The following is a 22,480-nucleotide window of genomic DNA, read 5'->3' as shown; positions in this document are numbered from 1 at the left end:
CCATCGCTTACCGCGTCCATGCCAAGCGGCGCGCGCTCCCTCTCCCCCACGAGGAGACACCCGATGCACACTCCCCACCGCTCGCTCGTCCGGGCCCTCGTCTCGGCCGCGTGTACCGCCGCCCTCGGCGCCGGTCTGCTGGCCGGCGCCGGCACCGGCACGGCCACCGCGGCGGCCCCGGAGGCCCCCGCGGTCACGGCCGGCTCCAAGGTCGTCGGCTACTTCACCGAATGGGGCACCTACGACCGCAAGTACTACGTCAAGAACATCGAGACCTCCGGCTCCGCGGCCAAGCTGACCCACATCAACTACGCCTTCGGCAACGTCACCGGCGGCAAGTGCGCCATGGGCGACGCCTACGCGGCCACCGACCGCGCCTACACCGCCGCCGAGTCCGTGGACGGCGTCGCCGACACCTGGGACCAGCCCCTGCGCGGCAACTTCAACCAGCTGCTGAAGCTGAAGAAGAAGCACCCGGGCCTGAAGATCCTGTGGTCCTTCGGCGGCTGGACCTGGTCCGGCGGCTTCGGCGAGGCCGCGAAGAACCCGGCCGCCTTCGCCCAGTCCTGCTACGACCTGGTGAAGAACTCCAAGTGGTCCGGCGTCTTCGACGGCATCGACATCGACTGGGAGTACCCCAACGCCTGCGGCAACACCTGCGACACCAGCGGGCGGGACGCGTTCCGGAACCTGATGGCCGCGCTGCGCGCCAAGTTCGGCTCCGGGAACCTGGTCACCGCGGCCATCACCGCGGACGCCACCAGCGGCGGCAAGATCGACGCGGCGGACTACGCGGGCGCGGCCCAGTACGTCGACTGGTACAACCCGATGACGTACGACTACTTCGGCGCCTGGGACGCGAAGGGCCCGACCGCCCCGCACTCCCCGCTGAACTCCTACTCCGGCATCCCGAAGGCCGACTACCACACTTCCGCGACCATCGCGAAGCTCAAGGGCCTCGGCGTCCCGGCGAGCAAGCTGCTGCTCGGCATCGGCTTCTACGGGCGCGGCTGGACCGGCGTCACCCAGGCGGCGCCCGGCGGCACGGCCACGGGCCCGGCGGCCGGCACGTACGAGCAGGGCATCGACGACTACAAGGTGCTCAAGACCAAGTGCCCGGCGACCGGCACGGTGGCCGGCACCGCCTACGCCAAGTGCGGCAGCGACTGGTGGAGTTACGACACCCCGGCGACCATCGCCGGCAAGATGACGTACAAGAACCAGCAGGGGCTCGGCGGCACCTTCTTCTGGGAGCTGAGCGGCGACACCGCCAACGGTGAGCTGATCAAGGCGATCAACTAGCCCGGTGACCCGTCAGCCGTTCCGGCGGGCGGGCCGCGGCGCGAGACAGGCGGGGCCCGGTGCCGCTACGGCGCTCAGGGCCCCGCCGGGCGTCCGCCCCGCCCCGCGGGGGGCCGGCTCAGAGCAGGCCGAGCTGGGTGACGAGCATCGCGAACACCGCGACGAGGACCCAGCCCATGACATGCTCGACGATTCTGGGGCCGTCTTCCTGGGGGCCGCCGGTGACGGCGCGGGTGGCGGTGGCCGGATGTGCGGTCATGGTGTTACTCGCAGAGGTCGGACGGGTACGACGGGCTTCCCCTCCCCTTCCGTCCACCATGCCACCCGCGACGGCGTTCGCGGCGATGAGCTTGCTCACACGCCCCCGGGCCGGGTCAGCGCACGCCCACCGCGGCGAGTGCCCTGCGCTGGTGCGGGGACGGGTGCGCCGGGAAGTAGAGGTAGCAGACCCCGCCGGTGCCGGAGGCGACCTTGCCGGAGGCGTTGTACCGCTTGGTGCGCAGCCAGATGTTCTCGAACTGGCGGCGCGGATAGACCCGTCGTACCGCCTCGTCGCCCGGCGAGGCCGGATCGTTGGCGATCACATCGCCCTCCGCGGTGAAGCCGATCACGGTCATCAGGTGCCCTGAGGTGCCGTACCCGGCGCCGGTCAGCTCGCTCGCCAGGAAGGACTGGGACGTGATGGCCGGGATGCCGGCCGCGATCAGCGTCTCCAGGTCGGTGAGGGTGGCGAGCCGGGTGACCACGCCCTGCAAGCCCTCGAAGGTGGCCGCGTAGGCCGCGTTGAAGGGCCAGTTGCCGCAGCCCGCGTACTGGTGGTCGTAGGTGGAGCGGGCCGCGTGGCAGACCTGCGGGTCGGCGTAGGACGGGTCGACCCAGGACAGCTGCTCGGGGGTGAGCCGGCCGCCCCAGTACTCGATGATCATCTGCGAGGAGGTCGGGCTGCACCACGCCTCGCCGCCGTTGTCGTACTCCGGGTACTGGCCCTTGTGGATCTCCTGCGAATAGCGCGGGACGGCCAGTTCCTGGGCGAGGCCGGGCGTGGAGGCCGGCACGGTGAAGCGGTCGGGGATGTCGGAGGCCATGGCGCCGAGCCGCCAGACGGTCGGCGTGAGGTGCGTGCCGGGCCTGCGGTAGAGGGTGAGGCGCAGCCGGTACGACGTCAGGCGCAGCCCGCTGCTCGCGTCGTCGATGGCGAAGGTGTCGGTCCAGACGGTGCTCTTGCCGTCGCTCTGGCCGTCCACCGAGGTCCGCTTGATGTCCTGGTCGCCGGCCGCCCAGCGGCCCAGCACGTACCAGGGCGTTCCGGTGCCGTCGGAGTAGGTGCCGCTCAGCTCGGCCTGGAGCCAGGTGCCGGCGGGAGTGTCCGCGTTCCAGGAGGCGACGACCTCGGTCGCGGGCACGGCGAGCCGGTGCTCCGGGCCGGTCCAGGTGGCGTACTCCCAGGAGGCGGTGGTGCCGGTGTGCGGGTCGGTGTAGTCGGTGCGGCCGGCGGGGGTGCCGATCAGCACGCCGGGCCGGTGTCCGGGGACGGCCCGGGCGCCCTGGGCCGTCCCGGAGCGCCAGTCGCGGTACGTCGTCCAGGCGCGGTAGTCGATCGGGCGGGCCTGCGTCCGGGCCGGGTCGTCGGCGCCGGCGGCCTGGGCCGCGGCGGCGGGGGCCGTGGAACCGGCCATCGCCGCCGCGACGGCGACCGCCAGGACGGTTCTGCGGGAGGGCTGCTGGGCTTGGCTCATGGGCGCGACGACCCCCAGGGTGTCCGAGTGGCTGGTCCGGTGCGCCAACTATGAAGCAGCCCCGTTTCCCCTGCCAGCACTTCGGCTCATGCCGCGCCATGAATATTGGTGTGGACCACCGGCAGGGGCGGACGGACGGGTCAGACCAGGTCCATCGCGGCGACCTCGTCGGGGCGCCCGTAGCTCACCGGTCCCTGGAAGCGGCGGCGGGCGGTGGCGAACCACCACACCGTGGCCACCAGCAGGACGGCGGCGAGCGCGATCGGCGCGTAGTTGAAGGAGCCGGCGGTGATCGGCGAGGCCTGCGGCAGCATGAACAGGACGCTGCTGAGCAGGATCCAGACCACCGCGAGCCAGCCGACCGGCCGGCCCCAGCGGCCCAGGTGCCAGGGGCCGGGCTGGAAGGCGTCGCCGAGCCGCAGCCGCAGGAAGATCGGCACCGCGTAGGCGAGGAAGAGGCCGACGACGTTGACGCTGACGATCGCGGTGAACGCCGTGTGCGACCACCAGCCCGGCACCACCAGGGCCAGCGAGCAGGCGACCGCGAGCCACACCGCCTTCACCGGCGTACGGGTGCGCAGCGAGACCGAGTGCCACCAGCGGGAGCCGGGCATGGCGCCGTCCCGGGAGAAGGCGAAGATCTGCCGGGTGTTGCTGGTGAGGTTGGCGAGGCCGCAGAAGAGCATCGCGCCGATGACGATGAGGAGCATCAGCTTGGCGGTGCGCAGGCCGAGGCCGTCGATGAGGATCTGGACGGGCGGGGCGGCCGCGCCGGCCACCTTGGCGTAGTTACCGATGCTGTAGACCAGTGCCAGCATCAGGATCAGGCCGGTGATCGCCGACCAGCCGATGGCGCGGGTGATGCCCTTCGGGGCGCTGACCGTCGCCTGGACGGTTTCCTCGGACATGTGGAAGCTGCCGTCGAACCCGGTGAAGGTCCAGCTGGTGACCAGCAGGCCGAGCATGCCGCCGTAAAGTCCGCTCGTGAAGCCGGTGTTGTTCTCGAAATGCGTGACAAAGGACGCCTGCTGATGATGGTCGGGCATCACGACGAGCGCGCCCACGATCACGACGAGTCCGATCAGCAGCCACCACACGGAAATGCGGTTCAGTACGGCGACGAGCTGGACGGTGAGAGTGTTGGCGAGCCCTTGCAGGACGATGATCAGGGCGGTGATCAGGACCGTCTGGTGCGCCGTCGGCTGGTAGGAAGGCCACTGCAACTGCACGAACACCTGGATGAACGTGGCGGCGGCGTAGCCGGTGGCGGCGGTGCCGCCGATCTGGCCCACGAAGTTCAGCCAGCCCGTGAACCAGGACCAGGCGCCCTTGTGCCGCTTGGCGAGTTTGCCCGCGGAGAAGTAGAGCGCACCGCTCGTGGGATAGGCCGAGGCGACTTCCGCCATGGCGGCGCCGATGAGCAGGACCATCACCGAGACGCCGATCCAGCCGAACACCAGAACGCGGGGGCCGCCCGCGTTCAGACCGAATCCGAAGGACGAGAAGATTCCGGAGAGGATATTGATGATGGTGAAGGAGATCGCGAAATTGTCGAACACCTTGAAACGCCGGGTGAGTTTCCGCGGATAACCCATCGCATGCAGGGTGGCGTCGTCGTCGAGCACGACGGGGTCCGCGACCCGGGCGCGCGCCCGGGTGGTCGGCATCCGTTCCGACACGGATCGGCCTTTCTCTCGATGGGACGGGGACGTACGAGGGTGGGGCGCGGGCGGCGGTCGGGTCAGCCGGGCCCGGGGACCGGCAGGCCGCAGGCGCGCCGGGCCCGGGAGAGCTGCTCGGCCGGGTCGCCGAAGGCGCTCCAGGGCATGCGCGAGGCGTAGGGGCCCATCGCCGCGAACACCGCCCGGGCCTCGAACTCGCGCTGGGCCATCACCAGCGCGTGCGCGAGGTAGGCCAGGTCGAGCACGGGGGTGAAGCGGTAGCCGGCCACCGCGGGCAGCCAGTGCTGGTAGATCGTGAGCGCGGTGGCGCGCCACTGGGGCTGCTCCCAGACCCGGTCGGCGAGCAACTGGGTGGGGTTGTAGCTCTCCACCAGGGCGACCAGGGGCAGCAGCCGGAGCGGGGAGTCGGCGGGCGCCCGCTGGCTGAGGAAGGCGGCCACGTCCCAGGCCGCGGTGACCGAGCCGCCGTGCCGGGTGAAGAAACAGGACAGGAAGCGGTGGTGGGCCTCGCGGTGCCAGGGGTCCAGGGACAGGATGTGGGCGAACAGCCGCCAGGGGCCGGGCGGGGCGGTGAGCAGGCCCTGCGGGGCCGGGTCGCGCAGCCGGTGCAGCCGCGCCATGGCGAGCCGGGCGGCCCAGGGCGTGGGGTCGGCGGGGGCGGCCTCGGCGGCCCGGTCACAGGCGGCCAGCGCGATCCGTTCCAGCGCCTCGGCGCGGTCGTCGCGCGCGTCGGCGGCCCGCAGCGCGCGCTGCACGGCGACCCGGGCCCACAGCAGCGCGGCCTCCGGGGTCGGCTCCTCGGCGAGCCAGCGCTCCGCGAGATCCGTGTCGGCCGCCTCGGAGGCGAGCACCAGCGAGCGGTGGGCGCGCAGGGCGAAGTCGGTACGGGTCTCGGCGAGGGCCTCGTGCGCGGACCGGTACCGCCCGGCGCGCACCTCCATGCAGACGCTCGCCAGGACCCGGTCGTCGGCCGCCGGATGCCATACGTAGTGCCCTTCGAATAACTCCGCGGCCATGTCCCCCTGCCCGTCACCGTGCGGCGCATCACGTTGCGCAGGAGGCACCTTACTCAGCGTGGACCCCACCGGGAACGCCGAATTCGACATATCGGTCAGGGAATTCGGACTGTTTATCGTCACCTTTGACTGGCCGGCGGCCGGTGATTCAAGACGCGACTTTCTCCGGTCCGGGGCTCCCCGCCGCCCCCGGTCCCGGGGCCGCCCCTAGACTGTTCACGGAGAATCCACCCCTGTGCGACACACCCCGGGAATGACCATTCACGACCTCGCCGCCCGGCTGCGCGGGCTCCCGCCGTCCCTGGGGCCGGTCCGGCTGATCGGCGTCGACGGGCACGCCGGGTCCGGGAAGTCGACCTTCGCCGACCGGCTGGCCCGGGCGCTCGGCGGGGCTCCGGTGCTCCATCTCGACGACGTCGCCAGCCATGACCGGCTCTTCGCGTGGACCGACCGGCTCATGACCCAGGTGATCGAGCCCCTGGCGCGCGGCGAGGACGGCCTCGTCACGCCGTACGACTGGGGGGCCCGCGCCTTCGGCACCCCGCGTCCGCTGCCCGCCGCGCCCGTCGTGCTGATCGAGGGCGTCGGCGCCGGACGCCGGGCGCTGCGGCCGCACCTGGCCCGGCTGCTGTGGATGGAGGTGGACCGGGAGGAGTCCTGGGCACGCGGCCGGGCCCGGGACGGCGCGGGGCAGCGCGCGTTCTGGGACGGGTGGGTCGCGGCGGAGCACGCTCACTTCGCCACCGACCCTTCACGCCCCCATGCCGATCTGCTGGTGCTCCAGCGACCGGAGGGGTACGAGGTGCTGCCGGGACCGGGCGCGAGGGCCCCGGAGACGCGCCCGGTGTGACGCTGGGTGACGGCCTCTCCGCGATGTGGTGAAGTGGTGAAGAGCCTTGCGGGACAACTTCCCCGAGTGCCTCAACTTCGCTTGACCGGGGGGCCGGACAGGACTTACGTTCTCAATGTGCGGCTTTCGACAGTCGCCCGCCGACACGAAGCCCCCGGTTGTTCCCCCGTGACCGGGGGCTTCGTTCTGCCGCGGGACCCGGTTCCCGGGCGCCCCGCACGCCGGTTCTCTCACCCTCGGTCACCGAACGCCGTGCGTCCCGTCCGCCCCCGCCCCGTCCTTCGCGCGGTACGGCACCCTTCGGCACGCGCGTGTACCACGGGTACGATGCCCTCGGCGGCCTTCGACTGCCTCGCGCACCGGCAACTCCGGTCCGCGGCACAGCGGTTCGACCGCGGCGGCCGTCGGGCGGATGTCCGGTGGCGAACCACGGGGGCACGGTCTGTGGGGGGACGGATGGACTTCGGCACGCAGGGCCCCGAGGCCCCGGCCGCCCTCGCCTGGCTGCGGGGCGTGGACGCCTACACGATGGGCGCCTATCCGCAGGCGGAAGAGGAGTTCCGCACCGCGGTGCGGCTGGACCCGGGCATGGCGGACGCCTGGCTCGGACTGCACGCGCTCCGGGTCGACACGACCACCGCGCTGCTGCGGATGTTCCGGCACCGCGACCGCTTCGGCGAACAGCGCACCCGGCACCGCCGTCCCCTCAACTCCTGGTACTGGCTGGGCTGGTGGGTGCAGCCGGTGCTGGAGAGCCCGCGTGATCTGCTGCTGGCGCACGCCTCGCACTGGCTGGACGGCCGGCACGTGCCCGAGCTGGACCGCGCCCTGGCCGGACTGCCCCCGGTCGACACCGACGCGCAGGTCCGCTTCCTGCACGCCTGCCGCGCCTATCTGGTCAAGGACTGGGAGCAGCTGATCCGGCACACCGATCCGCTGCTGGACGATCCCCTGCTGGGCATCGAGGCCGGTCTGTTCGGCGGTATGGCCCGGGTCCGGCTGGAGATGTACGGCCAGGCCGAGCCGTTGCTGTCGGCGGCGCTGATGCGGTGCCGCAGCGAGCAGCCGCAGCGCAAGGAGCTGCGGTACTGGCTGGCGCGGGCGCACGAGGGCACGGGGCGGTCGGCCGCCGCGCTCCCGCTGTACCGGGCGGTGCACCGCGTCGACCCGGCCTTCATGGACACCTCCGCCCGGCTCGCCGCGATCGCCGAGGGCGACGGGTACGACGAGACGGCCGGCCTCGCCGCGATCACGCTGGCCGGCACGGGCCAGGAGACGGTGGACGGGCCGGACGGCTTCGATCCGCTGTTCGGCGTGGAGGCCCGCGATCTGCGGCTGCCGGAACCCGAGGGGCCGGCCGGCCCGCCGGCGCCGGTGCCCGATCCCTCGGTGCGGACCAGGACGGGCGCGCCCGGGGTGGCCGTCTCGCCGGTGCCGGCCGGGCCCACCGACCCCGCTTTACTCGCGCAGGCGCTCGCCGAACTGGAGCGCATGGTGGGGCTGGAACCGGTCAAGCGCCAGGTCAAGGCGTTGTCCGCACAGCTGAACATGGCGCGGCTGCGAGCCGGTCAGGGGCTGCCGGTGCAGCCTCCCAAACGGCACTTCGTCTTCTCCGGGCCGTCCGGCACCGGCAAGACCACGGTGGCGCGCATCCTGGGCCGGGTGTTCTACGCCCTGGGCCTGCTCGGCGGCGACCACCTCGTGGAGGCGCAGCGGGCCGACCTGGTCGGCGAGTACCTGGGCCAGACGGCCGTGAAGGCGAACGAGCTGATCGACTCCGCGATCGGCGGGGTCCTGTTCGTGGACGAGGCGTACTCGCTGTCCAACTCCGGGTACGGCAAGGGGGACGCCTACGGCGACGAGGCGCTCCAGGTGCTGCTGAAGCGGGCCGAGGACAACCGGGACCACCTGGTGGTGATCCTGGCCGGCTATCCGGAGGGCATGGACCGCCTGCTCGCCGCCAATCCCGGGCTGTCGTCCCGCTTCACCACCCGGGTGGACTTCCCCTCGTACCGGCCGCCGGAACTCACCGAGATCGGCAAGGTGCTCGCGGCGGAGAACGGGGACCTGTGGGACGACGAGGCGCTGGAGGAGCTGCGCTCGATCGCCGGGCACGTGGTCGGCCAGGGGTGGATCGACGAGCTGGGCAACGGACGGTTCCTGCGCACGCTGTACGAGAAGAGCTGCGCGTACCGGGACCTGCGGCTGTCGGCGTACGCGGGGGCGCTGTCCCGGGAGGACCTGGCGACCCTGCGGCTGCCCGATCTGATGCAGGCGTACGGCGAGGTGCTGTCGGGGCGGGGGCCGCAGGATCCGCCGGGCCTGTAGGCGGCCCGGGGCGGGTGTCCCGCGGGGTGCGGGAGACCGCGCGGCCGGCGGCCCCGCGGTCTCCCGTCGCCGTCCGGGTCAGCCGGCGAGTGCCTGCTCGGGTGCCCCGGTCACGCGCGGTTCCGGCATGTCCCGGTGCGCCGGGTCGCGGACCTCGCCCACCAGCATCTCCAGCACGTCCTCCAGCGCCACCAGGCCCAGCACCCGGCCGGTGGCGTCGGCGACCTGGGCCAGATGGGTGGCGGCCCGGCGCATCACGGTGAGGGCGTCGTCCAGGGGCAGTTCGGCGCGGAGCGTGGCCATCGGCCGCCAGACCTGCTGCGGCACGGCCCGGTCGGAGTCCTCCACGTCGAGGACGTCCTTCACGTGCACGTATCCCATGAAGGGGCCCTTGTCGCCCGCCGCGACCGGGAAGCGGGAGTAGCCGGTGCGGGCCGTGAGCCGCACGATCTCGCCCGGGGTGACCGACGGGTCCACCGTGACCAGGGACTCGCGGCGCAGCAGGACGTCCGTCACCGGGCGGGAGCCCAGTTCCAGGGCGTCCTCCAGCCGTTCCCGCTCCTCGGGGCCGAGCAGGCCCGCCTGGCCGGAGTCCTCCAGCAGACGGTTGAGCTGCTCGGTGGTGACGACCGCCTCCACCTCGTCCCTCGGCTCGACCCGGAACAGCCGCAGGACGCCCTGGGCGCAGGCGCCGAGGGCCACCGTGACCGGCTTGCAGAGCCGGGCGAACCAGACCAGCCCGGGGCTGGCCCACAGCGCCGCCTTCTCGGGCGCCGCCATCGCGAGGTTCTTCGGCACCATCTCGCCGATGACCAGGTGGAAGAAGACCACCGCGGCCAGCGCGATGACGTAGCCGAGCGGGTGGATCACACCGTGCGGCAGCCGGATCCACTCGAACAGCGGCTCCAGCAGGTGCGCCACCGTCGGCTCGGCGACCGCGCCGAGTGTCAGGGAGCAGACGGTGATGCCGAACTGCGCGGCGGCCATCATCTGCGGCAGCCGTTCCAGGCCGTACAGCACCTGGCGCGCCCGGGCCGTGCCGAGCGGTTCGATCTGGCTGCGGCGCACGGAGACGAGCGCGAACTCGGCGGCGACGAAGAAGCCGTTGACGAGCACGAGCAGCCCGGCGAAGACCAGTTGCAGCAGGCTCATCGGACGGCCTCCGGGACGCCGGCCGCCGGGGCCGTCCTGACCAGGCGGACCCGTTCGGCGCGGTAGTGGCCGACCTGGCGGACCGAGAGCCGCCAGCCGGGCAGTTCGGCCCGGTCGCCGGGGGCCGGGATGCGGCCGAGCAGATCGGCGACGAGCCCCGCGACGGTCTCGTACGGTCCTTCGGGCACCTCCAGGCCTATGCGCTGGAGGATGTCGACACGGCAGCTGCCGTCGGCGTCCCAGGCGGGCCTGCCGTCCTCGGGCGGTGCCGGGGCCAGCTCGGGCATGTCCTTGGCGTCGTGCTCGTCGCGGACCTCGCCGACCAGTTCCTCGACGATGTCCTCCAGGGTGACCACGCCGGCCGTGCCGCCGTACTCGTCGACGACGACCGCGATGGGCTGCTCGCTGCGCAGCCGGGCGAGCAGGGGCTGCACGGGCAGGCTCTCGGGGACGAGGAGCGCCTTGCGGGCGATGCGGCCGACCGGGGTGCGCAGCCGGTCGCGGGCCGGTATCGCCAGCGCGTCCTTGAGGTGGGCCATGCCGACGATCTCGTCGATCTTCTCCCGGTAGACGGGGAAGCGGGACAGGCCGGTGGCCCGGGTGAGGTTGACGACGTCCTCGGCGGTGGCCGAGACCTGGAGCGCGCTCACCTTCACGCGGGGCGTCATGACGTGCTGCGCGGTCAGTTCGCCCAGGGACAGGGTGCGCACGAACAGGTCGGCCGTGTCCTGTTCCAGGGCGCCGGCCTGGGCGGAGTGCCGGGCCAGGGAGACCAGCTCGCCGGGGGTGCGGGCGGAGGCCAGTTCGTCGGCGGGTTCCACGCCGAGGGCGCGGACCAGCCGGTTGGCGACGGTGTTCAGCGCGGAGATCACCGGGCGGAACAGCCGGGCGAAGCGGTGCTGCGGGCCAGCGACGAAGCGCGCGACCTGGAGCGGCCGGGACACCGCCCAGTTCTTGGGGACGAGTTCGCCGATCACCATCTGGACGGCCGAGGCCAGCAGCATGCCGGCGACCACGGCGATGCCGGACGCGGCGCCGCCGGGGATGCCGAGCGCGGCGAACGGGCCGCGCAGCAGCGCGGCCAGGGCCGGTTCGGCGAGCATGCCGACGACCAGGGAGGTGATGGTGATGCCGAGCTGGGTGCCGGAGAGCTGGAAGGACAGCTCCTTCAGCGACTCCACGACCGTACGGGCGCGGGCGTCGCCGTCGGCGGCGGCCTTCTCGGCGTCCGGGCGTTCGACCGTCACCAGGCCGAACTCGGCGGCGACGAAGAAGCCGTTGGCGAGGATCAGCGCGAAGGCCGCGGCGAGCAGCAGCAGAGGGGTGGTCACGCTGCCACCGCCTTCCCGTGAGGCCGGGCAGGGGTGGCGTGGGTACTACAGGACGATCCGTCCATCGCCGGAGGGAGTCACTCCTCGGGTAGCAGGAACCCCTGGCACCGGGCGGTGCACAGGGGCGGAGGCGCAGCGGGGCGGCCTCCGCCCACCAGATTAATCAAGATGTGGGCTGATGCGGCAGGGCGGAGGGGTCCGAGTGGGCCTCGGCGAGCGCCCTGAGGGTCCGGGCGTCGGCGATGGCCCGCTGCCTGGCCAGGCCGGGCTGGATGCCGAGCGCGGGCAGGCTGGTGCCGTCGCTGAGGTCGAGGAACACCCAGGGGTCGCCCGGCCGGAGGTTCACCCGGAGGATCTCCGCCCAGGCCAGCCGCCGGGTGCCGGCGATGTTGACGACGGTGACGCCGGTCTCGTCGGCGACCACCTTGACCCGGGACAGCCGGGCCAGGGCCCAGAAGCAGAGCGCGCCGGTGACGACGAAGCTGAGCCGTGAGCCGGGGCCCATGTGCTCCAGCAGCAGCGCGACCGCGCTGATCACCGCGAAGATCACGACCCCGGCGGTGAGGAAGATCGCCCGGGTGTGGCCGGGCCGGAAGGTGACGGGCAGGTCGGGCAGGTCGGGCAGGTCGGGCATCGGGCGTACCTCTTAGAGGCGGCAGGCGTGGATGGCCGTGGTCAGGATGGCGCGGGCGCCGATGGCGTAGAGATCGTCCATGATCCGCTGGGCCTCCTTGGCGGGGACCATGGCGCGCACCGCGACCCAGCCCTCGTTGTGCAGCGGGGAGACGGTCGGGGACTCCAGGCCGGGGGTGAGCGCGACGGCCTTCTCGAGCTGCTCGACCCGGCAGTCGTAGTCCATCATCACGTACGTCCGGGCGACCAGGACGCCCTGGAGGCGGCGCAGGAACTGCTGGACCTTGGGTTCGTCGGCGTCGGCGCCGGTGCGGCGGATGACGATGGCCTCGGACTGCATGATCGGCTCGCCGAAGACCTCCAGGCCGGCGTTGCGCAGGCTGGTGCCGGTCTCGACGACGTCGGCGATGACCTCGGCGACACCCAGTTCGATCGCGGTCTCGACGGCGCCGTCCAGGTGCACGACGGAGGCGTCGACGCCGCTGTCCGCGAGGTGCTTCTGGACGATTCCCTCGTACGAGGTGGCGACCGTGTGGCCCTTGAGGTCCTCGATGCCGTGCGCGGTGCCGGGCTTGGCGGCGAAGCGGAAGGTGGACCGGGCGAAGCCGAGCGGCAGGATCTCCTCGGCGTCGGCGGCGGAGTCGATCAGCAGGTCACGGCCGGTGATGCCGATGTCGAGGCGGCCGGAGGAGACGTAGATCGCGATGTCGCGGGGGCGGAGGTAGAAGAACTCGACCTCGTTCTCCGGGTCGACGATGCGCAGCTCCTTGGACTCGCGGCGCTGCTGGTAGCCGGCCTCATGCAGCATCTCCGCCGCAGGGCCGGACAGGGAACCCTTGTTGGGGACGGCGATGCGCAGCATGAGGTCGGCTTCCTTCGTTCGTTCTCTGGGGAGTGGGTGCGGGGTACGGCTTACAGATGGGCGTAGACGTCGTCCAGGGAGATGCCGCGGGCGACCATCATCACCTGGACGTGGTACAGCAGCTGCGAGATCTCCTCGGCGGCCGCCTCCTTGCCCTCGTACTCGGCGGCCATCCAGACCTCGGCGGCCTCTTCGACGACCTTCTTGCCGATGGCATGGACACCCTTGCCGACCAGCTCCGCGGTACGGGAGGTGGCGGGATCGCCGTCGGCGGCCTTGTGCTGCAGCTCGGCGAAGAGCTGCTCGAACGTCTTCTTGGACATGGTGAGCCCCACCCTAGCCGTTGCGGCGGCCGGGCTAGTGCCAGGGTTCGGATACTGAACGCAGCGTGGCCGCGGTGGAGACCGCGGCCGTCACCGCCTCGTGGCCCTTGTCCTCGCGGGAGCCCTCGATGCCGGCCCGGTCCAGGGCCTGCTCCTCGGTGTCGCAGGTGAGCACGCCGAAGCCGACGGGGACGCCGGTCTCCACGGAGACCTGGGTGAGGCCCTGGGTGACGCCCTGGCACACGTAGTCGAAGTGGGGCGTGCCGCCCCGGATGACGACGCCGAGGGCGACCACGGCGTCGTAGCCGCGGCTCGCCAGGGCCTTGGCGGCGACCGGGAGTTCGAAGCTGCCGGGGACCCGGATCAGGGTCGGCTCGTCGATGCCCAGTTCGCCCAGGGCGCGCAGGGCGCCGTCGACCAGACCGTCCATCACCTTCTCGTGCCATTGCGCCGCGATGACGGCGACCCGCAGGTCGCTCACATCGCGTACGGACAACTCCGGTGCGCCCTTGCCGCTCACGTCTCTCCTCAGTGCTGTCGTGCTTACTGGTTGCCGCAGGTGGCCGCGGACGCGGCCACGGAGCCCGACACGGCGGGCGTGTCGAGCCAGGGCAGGTCGTGCCCCATCCGGTCCCGCTTGGTGCGCAGGTAGCGGAGGTTGTGCTCGCCGGCCTGGACGGGCATCGGTTCGCGGCCGGTGACCTTCAGTCCGTGGCGCAGCAGCGCGTCGGTCTTCTCGGGGTTGTTGGTCATCAGCCGCACACCGCGCACGCCGAGGTCGGCGAGGATCTGCGCGCCGGCGCCGTAGTCGCGGGCGTCGGCGGGCAGTCCGAGTTCGAGGTTGGCGTCGAGGGTGTCGCGGCCCTGCTCCTGGAGTTCGTAGGCGCGCAGCTTGGACAGCAGGCCGATGCCGCGGCCCTCGTGTCCGCGCAGGTAGACGACGACTCCGCGGCCCTGTCGCTGGATGCGCTCCAGCGCGGTGTCGAGCTGGGGGCCGCAGTCGCAGCGCAGGGAGCCGAAGACGTCCCCGGTGAGGCACTCGGAGTGGACGCGGACCAGGACGTCCTCGCCGTCGCCGATCTCGCCGTGGACGAGGGCGACGTGCTCGACGCCGTCGACGGTGGAGCGGTAGCCGTAGGCGGTGAAGGTGCCGTGCCGGGTGGGCAGGCGGGTGCGGGCCTCGCGGCGGACGGTGGGCTCGCTGCTTTTGCGGTAGGCGATCAGGTCCTCGATGGAGATGATCGTCAGTCCGTGCTTGCGGGCGAACGGGATCAGCTCGGGCAGGCGGAGCATCCGGCCGTCCTCGCCGGCGATCTCCACGATGGCGCCGGCCGGGCGCAGACCCGCGAGCCGGGCGAGGTCGACGGCGGCCTCGGTGTGGCCGTCGCGGGCCAGGACGCCGCCGGGCCGGGCGCGCAGCGGGAAGACATGGCCGGGGCGGACGAAGTCGGCCGGCTCGGCGGTGCCGCCCGCCAGCAGCCGGAGCGTGGCCGCCCGGTCGGCGGCCGAGATGCCGGTGCTCACCCCGTGGGCGGCCGAGGCGTCCACGGAGACCGTGAAGGCGGTCTTCATGGACTCGGAGTTCTCCTCGACCATCTGCGGCAGGCCGAGCCGGTCCAGTTCCTCGCCCTCCATGGGGGCGCAGATCAGGCCGCGGCACTCGCTCATCATGAAGGCGACGATCTCGGGCGTCACCTTCTCCGCGGCGACGACGAGGTCGCCCTCGTTCTCCCGGTCCTCGTCGTCGACGACGACGATCGGCCGGCCGGCGGCGATGTCGGCGATGGCCCGTTCGACCGGGTCCAGCCCGAAGTTCTCGATGTGCTCGGTGTCGTAGAGGACGGGTGCCGAGGTCATGCCGGCGCTCCTTCCAGTGCGGGCCGCGCTTGCCTGCGGGAGCGCAGCCACCAGTCGCGCATGCCCCACAGGACGAGTGCGCCGTAGATGACGTAGACGAAGCCGGAGAAGGCGTAGCCGTTGGCGAAGTTCAGGGGGACGCCGACGAGGTCGACGAGCAGCCAGGCGAACCAGAACTCGACCATGCTCTTGGCCTGGGCGTACATCGCGACGATGGTGCCGACGAAGATGTAGGCGTCGGGCCAGGGGTCCCAGGACAGGCTGGGGTAGGCCGTGAAGAGCAGGGCCACCGCGACCGTGCCGGCCGCGGCCGCGGCGAGCATGCCCGCGCGCTCGCGCCAGGTGGCGAACCGGGGGGTGATGTGGCCGTCGCCGCTGCCGTTCCTGGAACGCTGCCACTGCCACCAGCCGTACAGCGCGACGACCATGACGACGACCTGCTTGCCGGCGCTGCCGGTGAGGTGGCCGTAGAAGGCGGCGAAGAGGACGAGGCCGGACAGGAACTGCACGGGCCAGGTCCACAGGGAGCGGCGCCAGCCGAGGGCGAGGGTGATCAGGCCCAGGATGTTGCCGGTCATGTCCGACCAGATGATGTGCTGGCCGAACAGGGTGAACGCCTCGGAGTTCAGCCAGTTCACCGGTGTGCCCCCTGTCCGGCCGCCAGCAGCCGCTCCACGTACTTGGCGATGATGTCGACTTCGAGATTGACCGGGTCGCCGGGCTGCTTCACGCCGAGCGTGGTGAGGGCGAGGGTGGTCGGGATGAGGCTGACGGTGAAGTGGCCGGCGCCCGCGTCCACGACGGTCAGGCTGATGCCGTCGACCGTGATGGAACCCTTCTCCACGACGTAGCGGGACAGCTCCGCGGGCAGGGAGATCTCGACGATCTCCCAGTGCTCGGACGGGGTGCGCCGGAGGATCTCGCCGGTGCCGTCCACGTGTCCCTGCACGATGTGTCCGCCGAGGCGGGCGCCCACGGCGGTGGGGCGCTCCAGGTTGACGCGGGAGCCGGCGGTGAGCGCGCCCAGGCTGGAGCGTTTGAGGGTCTCGGCCATGACGTCGGCGGTGAACACGTCACCCTCGTGCTCGACGACGGTGAGACAGACCCCGTTCACGGCGATGGAGTCGCCATGGCGCGCGCCCTCGGTCACGACGGGGCCGCGCAGCCGGAAGCGGGAGGCGTCGCCGAGGTTCTCGACGGCGGTGACCTCGCCCAGCTCTTCGACGATTCCGGTGAACACTTCCCGGGTCCTCCTGCCTCTTCGGGCACGGACTCCGGGGCCTGTCTGACGACAGAGTTCACGGGTGAGCACAGACCGGGGGCGTCGCCGTCACGGACACGCGTCCGCAGAGGGACGTGTCCTGATACGGCGGCGCGCACACGGAAGACGCGTGCCCGCCCGCCGCGCACTGCCTCCCATCCGGACTTTAACCGTCGGTCCAGGAATTTCACCTGGTCAACCGGCCGCTGGAAGCGGCCGGGTCGCGGACTGTAACCGCCGGTTCGGACTTTCACCGACCCCGGAGTGCGCTGCTTCTGGTACAGGGCCCAGTGTGCCACGCCTGATGGGCGTCCCTGCGGGTGGGCCGTGTGGGTTCCCTCACAGTGCGTACCATCGGTATCGCGCCATGCGGTCGCCGTTGGCGGCCCGGCGGCGGGCAAGGGCCGTCGTCACCGCCGCCGAGCCCGTCCGCACCCTAAAAGGACTAGACCAGTGCGGTCAATGGTCCGGACCAAAGCGGACGACCCAGGAAGGGCGGACGGGCCGGTGTGAAGGCCACCGCGCGCGGCCCCGACCGTCACCCCGCTCACCCGCCCGGGCGCTCCGGTGGCGAGAACAGGTCGTCCTGGGCCCGTTCCCGCGCGGTGAGCAGGGCTCCGCGCAGGACGGCCGTGCCCCCGAGCCCACTCGCCCGCACCTCGGTGGCCAGCGGCGACATCCGGCGCAGCCGCTCCTGCACCAGCCCGGCGAGCACTCCCCCGCCGGCCCGCCCGACCTCCCCGCCGAGCACCACGCAGCCCGGGTCCAGCACGGCGACGACCGAGGCGACACCGACGGCGACCCGGTCGGCCAGCACCCCGAGGAAGCCCACGGCGTCCGGACGGCCGCCGGACTCCGGCCCTGAGGCGCCGTGTTCACCGGCCCTCCGGCCGCCCTCGCCGCCGGGCACCCCCGCGTCCTCGTCTCCGGAGACGGGCGCCGCCGCTCCCCCGGCCGCGTCCGCCACCGCCCGCCGCACCACGTCCGCCGCGCCCGGTCCGTCCGGTGCGGCGGGCACCGGCAGGCCGTACTCCGCGGCCAGCGAGACGACCGCCGCCGCGCCGGCCAGCGAGTGGAAGCCGCCGTCGCAGTCGACCGCCGAGGGCAGGCCCCTCGTGCCGGGGACGGGCAGGAAGCCGATCTCGCCGGTGCCGCCGGAGGCGCCGCGGCGCAGGGCGCCGTCCAGGACGACGGCGGCGCCGACGCCGTGGCCGAGCCAGAGCAGGACGAAGGTGTCCCGGTCGCGGGCGGCGCCCTCGCGCTGTTCGGCGAGGGCGGCCAGATTGGTCTCGTTCTCGACGGTGACCCGGGCGCCGGGCAGCCGCTCCTGGAGGGCGGCGGCCAGGCTGCGGTGCCAGGCGGGCAGCCCGGCCGAGTCCCGGAGGTCTCCGGTGGCCGGGTCGATCAGGCCCGGCGCGCCGATGCCGACGGTGTGCAGCCGGTCGGCGCCGGCCTCCTTCGCGGCGCTCTCCACCGCGGCCACCGCCCGTTCCACCGCAGGCCCGGTCCCGGTGTCCCCGCAGATCGGCACGGACGCCTCCGCGAGCACCCGTCCGAGGAGGTCGGAGACCAGGACGAGCACGCCTTCGGTGCGGACGTCGAGCGCGGCGAGATGGGCGCGGCCGGCGACGATGCCGTAGAGCCGGGCGTTGGGCCCGCGGCGCTGCTCGCCGGCCTCGCCCACCACCGTGATCAGCCCGGCGGCCGTGAGCCGGTCGACCAGGTCGGCCACGGTGGGCCGGGACAGCCCGGTGAGCTGCTTCAACTGCCCGGCCGTCAGCGGGCCCTCCTGCTGCAACAGCCGCAGGGCCAGCCGGTCGTTGATGGCCCGGGCGGTGCTGGGTGATGCGGGCATGACGGGAATCCTCCCAGATCCGCGCGGACCGGCCGACCGCATGGGCCCGTGTCCGCGCCCTCTCTGCACTCTATCTATCAGGCAGGGTTCCTGATAGTTTACGCGGCGTCGCAGGGAGGACCGGGCCGGGCGCCCCGGGGAAGGACGGAAGATGAGTGACGTGAGCCAAGCGCGCGGCGAGGTGAGGCGCGCCCGGTACGCCGTGGCGGCCGTGTTCGCCGTGCACGGCGCGGTGACCGGTTCGTTCGCCACCCGCGTGCCGTGGATCCAGGAGCACACCTCGCTCGGCGCCGGCCAGCTCGGCTTCGCGCTGGCCTTCACGGCGTTCGGGGCGTCCTGCTCGATGCCGCTGGCGGGCCGGATCAGCCACCGGTTCGGCAGCCGTACGGCGCTGCGCGGACTGCTGGCCCTGTGGACGCTGGCCCTGGTGCTGCCCTCCGTCGCGCCGAACCTCGTCACGCTGTGCCTGGCGATGTTCGCCTACGGCGCGTCCTCGGGCATGTCCGACGTCGCGATGAACGCGCTCGGCGTGGAGGTCGAGCGGCTGCTGGAGAAGTCGATCATGTCGAGTCTGCACGGCCTGTGGAGCGCGGGCGCCCTGACCGGCTCGGCGGCCGGCACGCTCGCCGCGCATCTGGGCGCGGACGCGCGGACGCACTTCGCGCTCGCCTCGGCCGTCCTCACCCTCCTCGGGTACACGGTCTGCCGCTGGGTGCCCGACCTCCAGCCCGCCGAGGACGAGGAGCCGCCGCCGCGGTTCGCGCTGCCGCCGCGCTCCGCGCTGCTGATCGGCGCGGTCGGGTTCTGCGCGGTGTTCGCCGAGGGCGCGAGCCTGGACTGGTCGGCGGTGTTCCTGCGGGACCGGCTGGACAGCTCGGCGGGGCTGGCGGCGGCCTGCACGACCGGGTTCATGCTGACCATGGCCGTGGCCCGGATCGTCGGGGACGCGGTGGTGAATCGTTTCGGTGCGGTCCGCACCGTGCGGGGCGGCGGCGTGCTGGCCGCGCTCGGCGGGCTGCTGGTCGTCGGCGCGGGGCACCCGGCGGCGGCGATGGCCGGGTTCGCGCTGATGGGGCTCGGCATCGCGGTGGTCGTGCCGCTCTGCTTCGCGGCGGCCGGACACGCCGGCCCCCGGCCCAGCCAGGCCATCGCGGGCGTGGCGACCATCACCTACACCTCGGGGCTGATCGCGCCGAGCCTGATCGGCGGGGTGGCCCAGGCGACCAGCCTGATGGTGTCCTTCTGCGTGGTCACGGCGCTGGCGTGCGGGCTCGTGGCGTTCGCGGGCGTCCTGCGCAGCGCCGAGCGCGGCGGCCGCGCGCGGGAGGTCAGTCCGCCGGGCGCAGCAGTTCCCGGCCCGCCGTCCTGAAGGTCTCGCTCCAGGGCGCCGGGCGCATGGTCGCCGGGTCCAGCCGGACGAGGACCCGGCTGCCCCGGGCGTAGGTCACGGCGCCGTCGGCCGAGCAGAACCGGAAGCCGTAGGTCAGGCCGGTGGTGCCGAGCCGTTCCAGCCACAGATGGACGGCGTAGGAGCCGGGGCGGGTGACCGGCGCCTCGTAGCCGATGCGCAGCTCGCGGACCGCGTTGCAGGCGTCGCCGGCCGCCGTCCAGTCGCCGTCGAAGCGGACGCCGTGCCCGGCCCACAGCTCGGTCCAGGCCCGCTCGACCATGAGCGGGTAGCGGGCGTTGTGCAGCAGCCCGAGCGCGTCGAGGTCGTCGAAGTGGACGGTGACGGGGATCAGCCGGCCGTAGGAGACGGCGGGCACGGTCGGGGCTTCGGCGGTCACGGGCTGGGCTCCTGGGATGCGCTGGCGGGGTGGCGGCACCCCTGGTACACCACCATACTAAGCGACCGCTCAGCCCTCTCGACGGGCGACCCGGATCACCCTTTCGCACAGAGTTCACGTACGGGAACACGCGGGCGAGAAGTCGCCGGTTAGCCCTGACAATGGTGCGGACCGACCTCACGTACGTAAGAAAGCGAAACCCCACCATGGACCTCGGCGTGCGCTGGAAACTGCACGGTGACGGGCGCACGCCCGCGCCCGGAGCGGTGGTACGCCCCGACGAACGGCTCTCCTGGCCGCGCACCGTGGGCCTGGGCGCCCAGCACGTGGTCGCCATGTTCGGCGCCTCCTTCGTGGCGCCCGTGCTGATGGGCCTGGACCCGAACCTGGCCATCATGATGTCGGGCGTGGCGACGGTGATCTTCCTGCTCGCCACCCGCGGCCGGGTGCCGAGCTACCTCGGCTGCTCCCTGTCGTTCGTCGGCGTGGCCGCCGTCATCCGCGCCCAGGGCGGCACCAGCGCCACCGTGACCGGCGCGGTGCTCGTCGTCGGCGCCGTGCTGTTCCTGGTGGGCCTCGCCGTGCAGCGGTTCGGCGCGCGGATCATCCACGCCGCGATGCCGCCCATCGTCACCGGCGCGGTCGTCATGCTGATCGGGTTCAACCTGGCCCCGGTCACCGCGTCCACCTACTGGCCGCAGGACCAGTGGACCGCCCTGCTGGTGATGCTCTTCACCGGCCTCGCGGTGGTGTGCCTGCGCGGCTTCTGGTCGCGCATCGCGATCTTCCTGGGCCTGGTCTTCGGCTACGGCATCTCCTGGGTGTTCGACCGGATCTTCGGCAAGATCCACTCCATGGGTCCGGGCGGCAAGGTCACCGACCACTGGCGGCTGGACCTCTCCGGTGTCGGCAAGGCCGACTGGATCGGCCTGCCGCACTTCCACGGGCCGTCCTTCCAGTGGTCGGCCGTGCTGGTCGCCCTGCCGGTGGTCATCGCGCTGGTCGCGGAGAACGCCGGGCACGTCAAGGCCGTCGGCGAGATGACCGGCGATCCGCTGGACGACAAGCTGGGCACGGCGATCTCCGCGGACGGCGTCGCCTCCGTGCTGTCCACGGCGGTCGGCGGCCCGCCGAACACCACGTACTCGGAGAACATCGGCGTGATGGCCGCGACTCGCGTCTACTCCACCGCCGCCTACTGGGCCGCCGCCGGCTTCGCGCTGCTCTTCGGCCTCTGCCCGAAGTTCGGCGCGGTGGTGGCCGCGATCCCGGGCGGGGTGCTCGGCGGCATCACCGTCATCCTCTACGGCATGATCGGCCTGCTCGGCGCGCAGATCTGGCTCAACGCCAAGGTGGACCTGCGCAACCCGCTGAACCTGGTCCCGGCCGCCGCGGGCATCATCATCGGTGTCGGCAACGTGAGCATGAAGTTCACGAGCACCTTCTCGCTCAGCGGCATCGCCCTCGGCACCCTGGTCGTCATCACCGGCTACCACGCGCTGCGCGCCTTCGCCCCGGCCCACCTCAAGACGCAGGCACCGCTGCTGGACGAGGGCACGTCGTCCTACGACCCGGAGGCCGCGGACACCGGCGCGGACACCGGGACGGGAGCCGGCGCGAGGACGCCGCACGCCGAGCCGTAGCCCGGCGTTCCCTCGTTCCGGCGAAGCACCGGGCCGGTCGGCACACCGGCCGGCCCCGGGCTGGGAGCCTTCCTCCATGACGCAGCCGGCATACCTCACCACCCCGGTCGACACCGTCGTCGCGCGGATGCGCGCGCTCGACGCGGCCCTGCCCGCGCGGGACGGCGTCGCCGTGTTCAACCGCGTCTACCTCACCGTCACCGAGGAGGTGGACCTGCGGCTGGCCGCCGGGGAGTTCGCGGACCCGCGCGCGGCGGGCACGCTGGGCGCGCGGTTCGCCGAGCGCTATCTGGCGGCGGTCGACGCGACCGCCGCGGACCGCCGCCCGCCCGCCTGCTGGCGGCCCCTGTTCCAGCTCCGCCGCCATCCCGGAGTGCGCCCGCTCCAGTTCGCCCTGGCCGGCGTCAACGCCCACGTCGGGCACGACCTGGCCCTGGCCGTGGTCGACACCTGCCATGCGCTCGGCTGCGAACCGGCCGCTCTGGAGGACGAGTTCGACCAGGTGGGCGAGGTGCTCGTGGCGCTGGAGGAACGCGTGCGCGAGGACCTGATGCCGGGCCCCGATCTCCTCCAGATCGCCGACCCGCTCACCCATCTGCTGGGCTCCTGGAGCCTGGAGCGGGCCCGGGAGGCGAGCTGGGCGGCGGCCCGCGCGCTGTGGGCGCTGCGGCACTGCGCCGACGTCGTCGAGGAGTTCACCGAACGGCTGGACGCGGTGGTGGGCTTCGCGGGCCGGATGCTGCTGACCCCGCTCGACGGCCGGCCCGCTCGACGGCCGGTCCCGCTCGACTGCTGACCCCGCTCGACGGCTGACCGGACCCGCCGCGCCGCCGGACGGCGAAGGCGCGGGCGGCCGGAGTCC

General features: G+C 72.8%; 21 protein-coding genes and 1 riboswitch. Of the genes, 6 read left to right on the top strand and 15 right to left on the bottom strand.

Annotation, left to right across the window (positions count from 1 at the left end; all coding sequences use genetic code 11):
• The first annotated feature begins 63 nt into the window (after window positions 1-63).
• The gene (locus ACH4OA_RS17035) at window positions 64-1,302 is read left to right on the top strand and encodes a glycoside hydrolase family 18 protein (RefSeq protein ID WP_397969560.1); all 1,239 of its coding nucleotides are present in this window, start codon (window positions 64-66) and stop codon (window positions 1,300-1,302) included.
• A gap of 118 nt (window positions 1,303-1,420) precedes the next feature.
• Here the strand turns inward: ACH4OA_RS17035 and ACH4OA_RS17030 are convergent, their stop codons facing one another.
• From ACH4OA_RS17030 to ACH4OA_RS17015, 4 genes are all read right to left on the bottom strand, one after another.
• Entirely contained in the window at window positions 1,421-1,561 is a 141-nt protein-coding gene (locus tag ACH4OA_RS17030) for an SCO1431 family membrane protein (protein WP_365884137.1), read from the bottom strand.
• 115 nt (window positions 1,562-1,676) lie between these two features.
• On the bottom strand, window positions 1,677-3,038 hold the full coding sequence (locus ACH4OA_RS17025; RefSeq protein ID WP_397936834.1) for a peptidase C39 family protein: 1,362 nt from the start codon (window positions 3,036-3,038) through the stop codon (window positions 1,677-1,679).
• Window positions 3,039-3,178: 140 nt separating this feature from the next.
• On the bottom strand, window positions 3,179-4,717 hold the full coding sequence (locus tag ACH4OA_RS17020; protein WP_365884195.1) for an amino acid permease: 1,539 nt from the start codon (window positions 4,715-4,717) through the stop codon (window positions 3,179-3,181).
• 62 nt (window positions 4,718-4,779) lie between these two features.
• Window positions 4,780-5,736, bottom strand: coding sequence for a hypothetical protein (locus ACH4OA_RS17015; RefSeq protein ID WP_397936835.1), 957 nt, complete (start codon window positions 5,734-5,736; stop codon window positions 4,780-4,782).
• Window positions 5,737-5,989: 253 nt separating this feature from the next.
• Between ACH4OA_RS17015 and ACH4OA_RS17010 the strand changes: the two genes are divergently transcribed.
• A complete protein-coding gene (locus ACH4OA_RS17010; protein ID WP_397936837.1) occupies window positions 5,990-6,586 on the top strand; it encodes a uridine kinase in 597 nt (198 codons plus the stop codon).
• Window positions 6,587-7,042: 456 nt separating this feature from the next.
• On the top strand, window positions 7,043-8,914 hold the full coding sequence (locus tag ACH4OA_RS17005) for an AAA family ATPase (protein WP_397936839.1): 1,872 nt from the start codon (window positions 7,043-7,045) through the stop codon (window positions 8,912-8,914).
• 78 nt (window positions 8,915-8,992) lie between these two features.
• Here the strand turns inward: ACH4OA_RS17005 and ACH4OA_RS17000 are convergent, their stop codons facing one another.
• The 10 genes from ACH4OA_RS17000 to ACH4OA_RS16955 form a co-directional block, all read right to left on the bottom strand.
• The gene (locus ACH4OA_RS17000; protein ID WP_397936840.1) at window positions 8,993-10,066 is read right to left on the bottom strand and encodes a hemolysin family protein; all 1,074 of its coding nucleotides are present in this window, start codon (window positions 10,064-10,066) and stop codon (window positions 8,993-8,995) included.
• Window positions 10,063-11,397: a hemolysin family protein gene (locus ACH4OA_RS16995; RefSeq protein WP_397969558.1), complete on the bottom strand. Its 1,335-nt coding sequence runs from the start codon at window positions 11,395-11,397 to the stop codon at window positions 10,063-10,065. Before ACH4OA_RS16995 ends, ACH4OA_RS17000 begins: the two co-directional genes overlap by 4 nt.
• Window positions 11,398-11,560: 163 nt before the next feature.
• Window positions 11,561-12,031: a PH domain-containing protein gene (locus ACH4OA_RS16990; RefSeq protein ID WP_397969557.1), complete on the bottom strand. Its 471-nt coding sequence runs from the start codon at window positions 12,029-12,031 to the stop codon at window positions 11,561-11,563.
• A 12-nt stretch (window positions 12,032-12,043) separates the two neighbouring features.
• Window positions 12,044-12,892 (bottom strand): ATP phosphoribosyltransferase, encoded by an 849-nt coding sequence (hisG, locus tag ACH4OA_RS16985; protein WP_397936844.1) that lies wholly within the window; start codon window positions 12,890-12,892, stop codon window positions 12,044-12,046.
• 50 nt (window positions 12,893-12,942) lie between these two features.
• On the bottom strand, window positions 12,943-13,215 hold the full coding sequence (locus ACH4OA_RS16980; RefSeq protein WP_397946533.1) for a phosphoribosyl-ATP diphosphatase: 273 nt from the start codon (window positions 13,213-13,215) through the stop codon (window positions 12,943-12,945).
• Between the two features lie 34 nt (window positions 13,216-13,249).
• Entirely contained in the window at window positions 13,250-13,735 is a 486-nt protein-coding gene (ribH, locus tag ACH4OA_RS16975; protein WP_397936846.1) for a 6,7-dimethyl-8-ribityllumazine synthase, read from the bottom strand.
• A gap of 23 nt (window positions 13,736-13,758) precedes the next feature.
• Window positions 13,759-15,072 carry a bifunctional 3,4-dihydroxy-2-butanone-4-phosphate synthase/GTP cyclohydrolase II gene (locus tag ACH4OA_RS16970; protein WP_397936847.1) on the bottom strand — a complete coding sequence of 438 codons (1,314 nt, stop codon included), beginning with the start codon at window positions 15,070-15,072 and terminating at the stop codon, window positions 13,759-13,761.
• The gene (locus tag ACH4OA_RS16965; protein WP_397969555.1) at window positions 15,069-15,710 is read right to left on the bottom strand and encodes a nicotinamide riboside transporter PnuC; all 642 of its coding nucleotides are present in this window, start codon (window positions 15,708-15,710) and stop codon (window positions 15,069-15,071) included. The genes ACH4OA_RS16970 and ACH4OA_RS16965 overlap by 4 nt, the downstream gene beginning before the upstream one ends.
• Window positions 15,707-16,312, bottom strand: coding sequence for a riboflavin synthase (locus ACH4OA_RS16960; RefSeq protein ID WP_397969554.1), 606 nt, complete (start codon window positions 16,310-16,312; stop codon window positions 15,707-15,709). Before ACH4OA_RS16960 ends, ACH4OA_RS16965 begins: the two co-directional genes overlap by 4 nt.
• A gap of 162 nt (window positions 16,313-16,474) precedes the next feature.
• Window positions 16,475-16,605: riboswitch (FMN riboswitch) on the bottom strand.
• 275 nt (window positions 16,606-16,880) lie between these two features.
• Complete coding sequence (locus ACH4OA_RS16955) at window positions 16,881-18,188, bottom strand: ROK family transcriptional regulator (protein ID WP_397969552.1); 1,308 nt, start codon at window positions 18,186-18,188, stop codon at window positions 16,881-16,883.
• Window positions 18,189-18,339: 151 nt separating this feature from the next.
• On the opposite strand from ACH4OA_RS16955, the gene ACH4OA_RS16950 reads away from it, so the two are divergent.
• A complete protein-coding gene (locus tag ACH4OA_RS16950) occupies window positions 18,340-19,557 on the top strand; it encodes an MFS transporter (RefSeq protein WP_397936853.1) in 1,218 nt (405 codons plus the stop codon).
• Here ACH4OA_RS16950 and ACH4OA_RS16945 read toward each other — a convergent pair.
• On the bottom strand, window positions 19,517-19,975 hold the full coding sequence (locus ACH4OA_RS16945; RefSeq protein WP_397936855.1) for an acyl-CoA thioesterase: 459 nt from the start codon (window positions 19,973-19,975) through the stop codon (window positions 19,517-19,519). The genes ACH4OA_RS16950 and ACH4OA_RS16945 overlap by 41 nt on opposite strands.
• 206 nt (window positions 19,976-20,181) lie before the next feature.
• Between ACH4OA_RS16945 and ACH4OA_RS16940 the strand changes: the two genes are divergently transcribed.
• Window positions 20,182-21,618 carry a uracil-xanthine permease family protein gene (locus ACH4OA_RS16940; RefSeq protein WP_397936856.1) on the top strand — a complete coding sequence of 479 codons (1,437 nt, stop codon included), beginning with the start codon at window positions 20,182-20,184 and terminating at the stop codon, window positions 21,616-21,618.
• A 76-nt stretch (window positions 21,619-21,694) separates the two neighbouring features.
• Complete coding sequence (locus tag ACH4OA_RS16935; protein ID WP_397969551.1) at window positions 21,695-22,414, top strand: DUF5995 family protein; 720 nt, start codon at window positions 21,695-21,697, stop codon at window positions 22,412-22,414.
• Window positions 22,415-22,480 lie beyond the last annotated feature (66 nt).

The sequence above is a fragment of the Streptomyces sp. NPDC017095 genome, assembly GCF_044332325.1.
Classification (GTDB): domain Bacteria; phylum Actinomycetota; class Actinomycetes; order Streptomycetales; family Streptomycetaceae; genus Streptomyces.
Note: the sequence above shows the minus strand (reverse complement) of the source record. Positions and strands in the feature narration are given on the sequence as shown.

Bases quoted from the DNA above. Each gene is read 5' to 3' on its own strand.
- ACH4OA_RS17035 (WP_397969560.1), top strand. From the start codon at position 64: ATGCACACTCCCCACCGCTCGCTCGTCCGGGCCCTCGTCTCGGCCGCG.
- ACH4OA_RS17030 (WP_365884137.1), bottom strand. From the start codon at position 1,561: ATGACCGCACATCCGGCCACCGCCACCCGCGCCGTCACCGGCGGCCCC.
- ACH4OA_RS17025 (WP_397936834.1), bottom strand. From the start codon at position 3,038: ATGAGCCAAGCCCAGCAGCCCTCCCGCAGAACCGTCCTGGCGGTCGCC.
- ACH4OA_RS17015 (WP_397936835.1), bottom strand. From the start codon at position 5,736: ATGGCCGCGGAGTTATTCGAAGGGCACTACGTATGGCATCCGGCGGCC.
- ACH4OA_RS17010 (WP_397936837.1), top strand. From the start codon at position 5,990: ATGACCATTCACGACCTCGCCGCCCGGCTGCGCGGGCTCCCGCCGTCC.
- ACH4OA_RS17005 (WP_397936839.1), top strand. From the start codon at position 7,043: ATGGACTTCGGCACGCAGGGCCCCGAGGCCCCGGCCGCCCTCGCCTGG.
- ACH4OA_RS17000 (WP_397936840.1), bottom strand. From the start codon at position 10,066: ATGAGCCTGCTGCAACTGGTCTTCGCCGGGCTGCTCGTGCTCGTCAAC.
- ACH4OA_RS16990 (WP_397969557.1), bottom strand. From the start codon at position 12,031: ATGCCCGACCTGCCCGACCTGCCCGACCTGCCCGTCACCTTCCGGCCC.
- hisG (WP_397936844.1), bottom strand. From the start codon at position 12,892: ATGCTGCGCATCGCCGTCCCCAACAAGGGTTCCCTGTCCGGCCCTGCG.
- ACH4OA_RS16980 (WP_397946533.1), bottom strand. From the start codon at position 13,215: ATGTCCAAGAAGACGTTCGAGCAGCTCTTCGCCGAGCTGCAGCACAAG.
- ACH4OA_RS16970 (WP_397936847.1), bottom strand. From the start codon at position 15,072: ATGACCTCGGCACCCGTCCTCTACGACACCGAGCACATCGAGAACTTC.
- ACH4OA_RS16955 (WP_397969552.1), bottom strand. From the start codon at position 18,188: ATGCCCGCATCACCCAGCACCGCCCGGGCCATCAACGACCGGCTGGCC.
- ACH4OA_RS16950 (WP_397936853.1), top strand. From the start codon at position 18,340: ATGAGTGACGTGAGCCAAGCGCGCGGCGAGGTGAGGCGCGCCCGGTAC.
- ACH4OA_RS16940 (WP_397936856.1), top strand. From the start codon at position 20,182: ATGGACCTCGGCGTGCGCTGGAAACTGCACGGTGACGGGCGCACGCCC.
- ACH4OA_RS16935 (WP_397969551.1), top strand. From the start codon at position 21,695: ATGACGCAGCCGGCATACCTCACCACCCCGGTCGACACCGTCGTCGCG.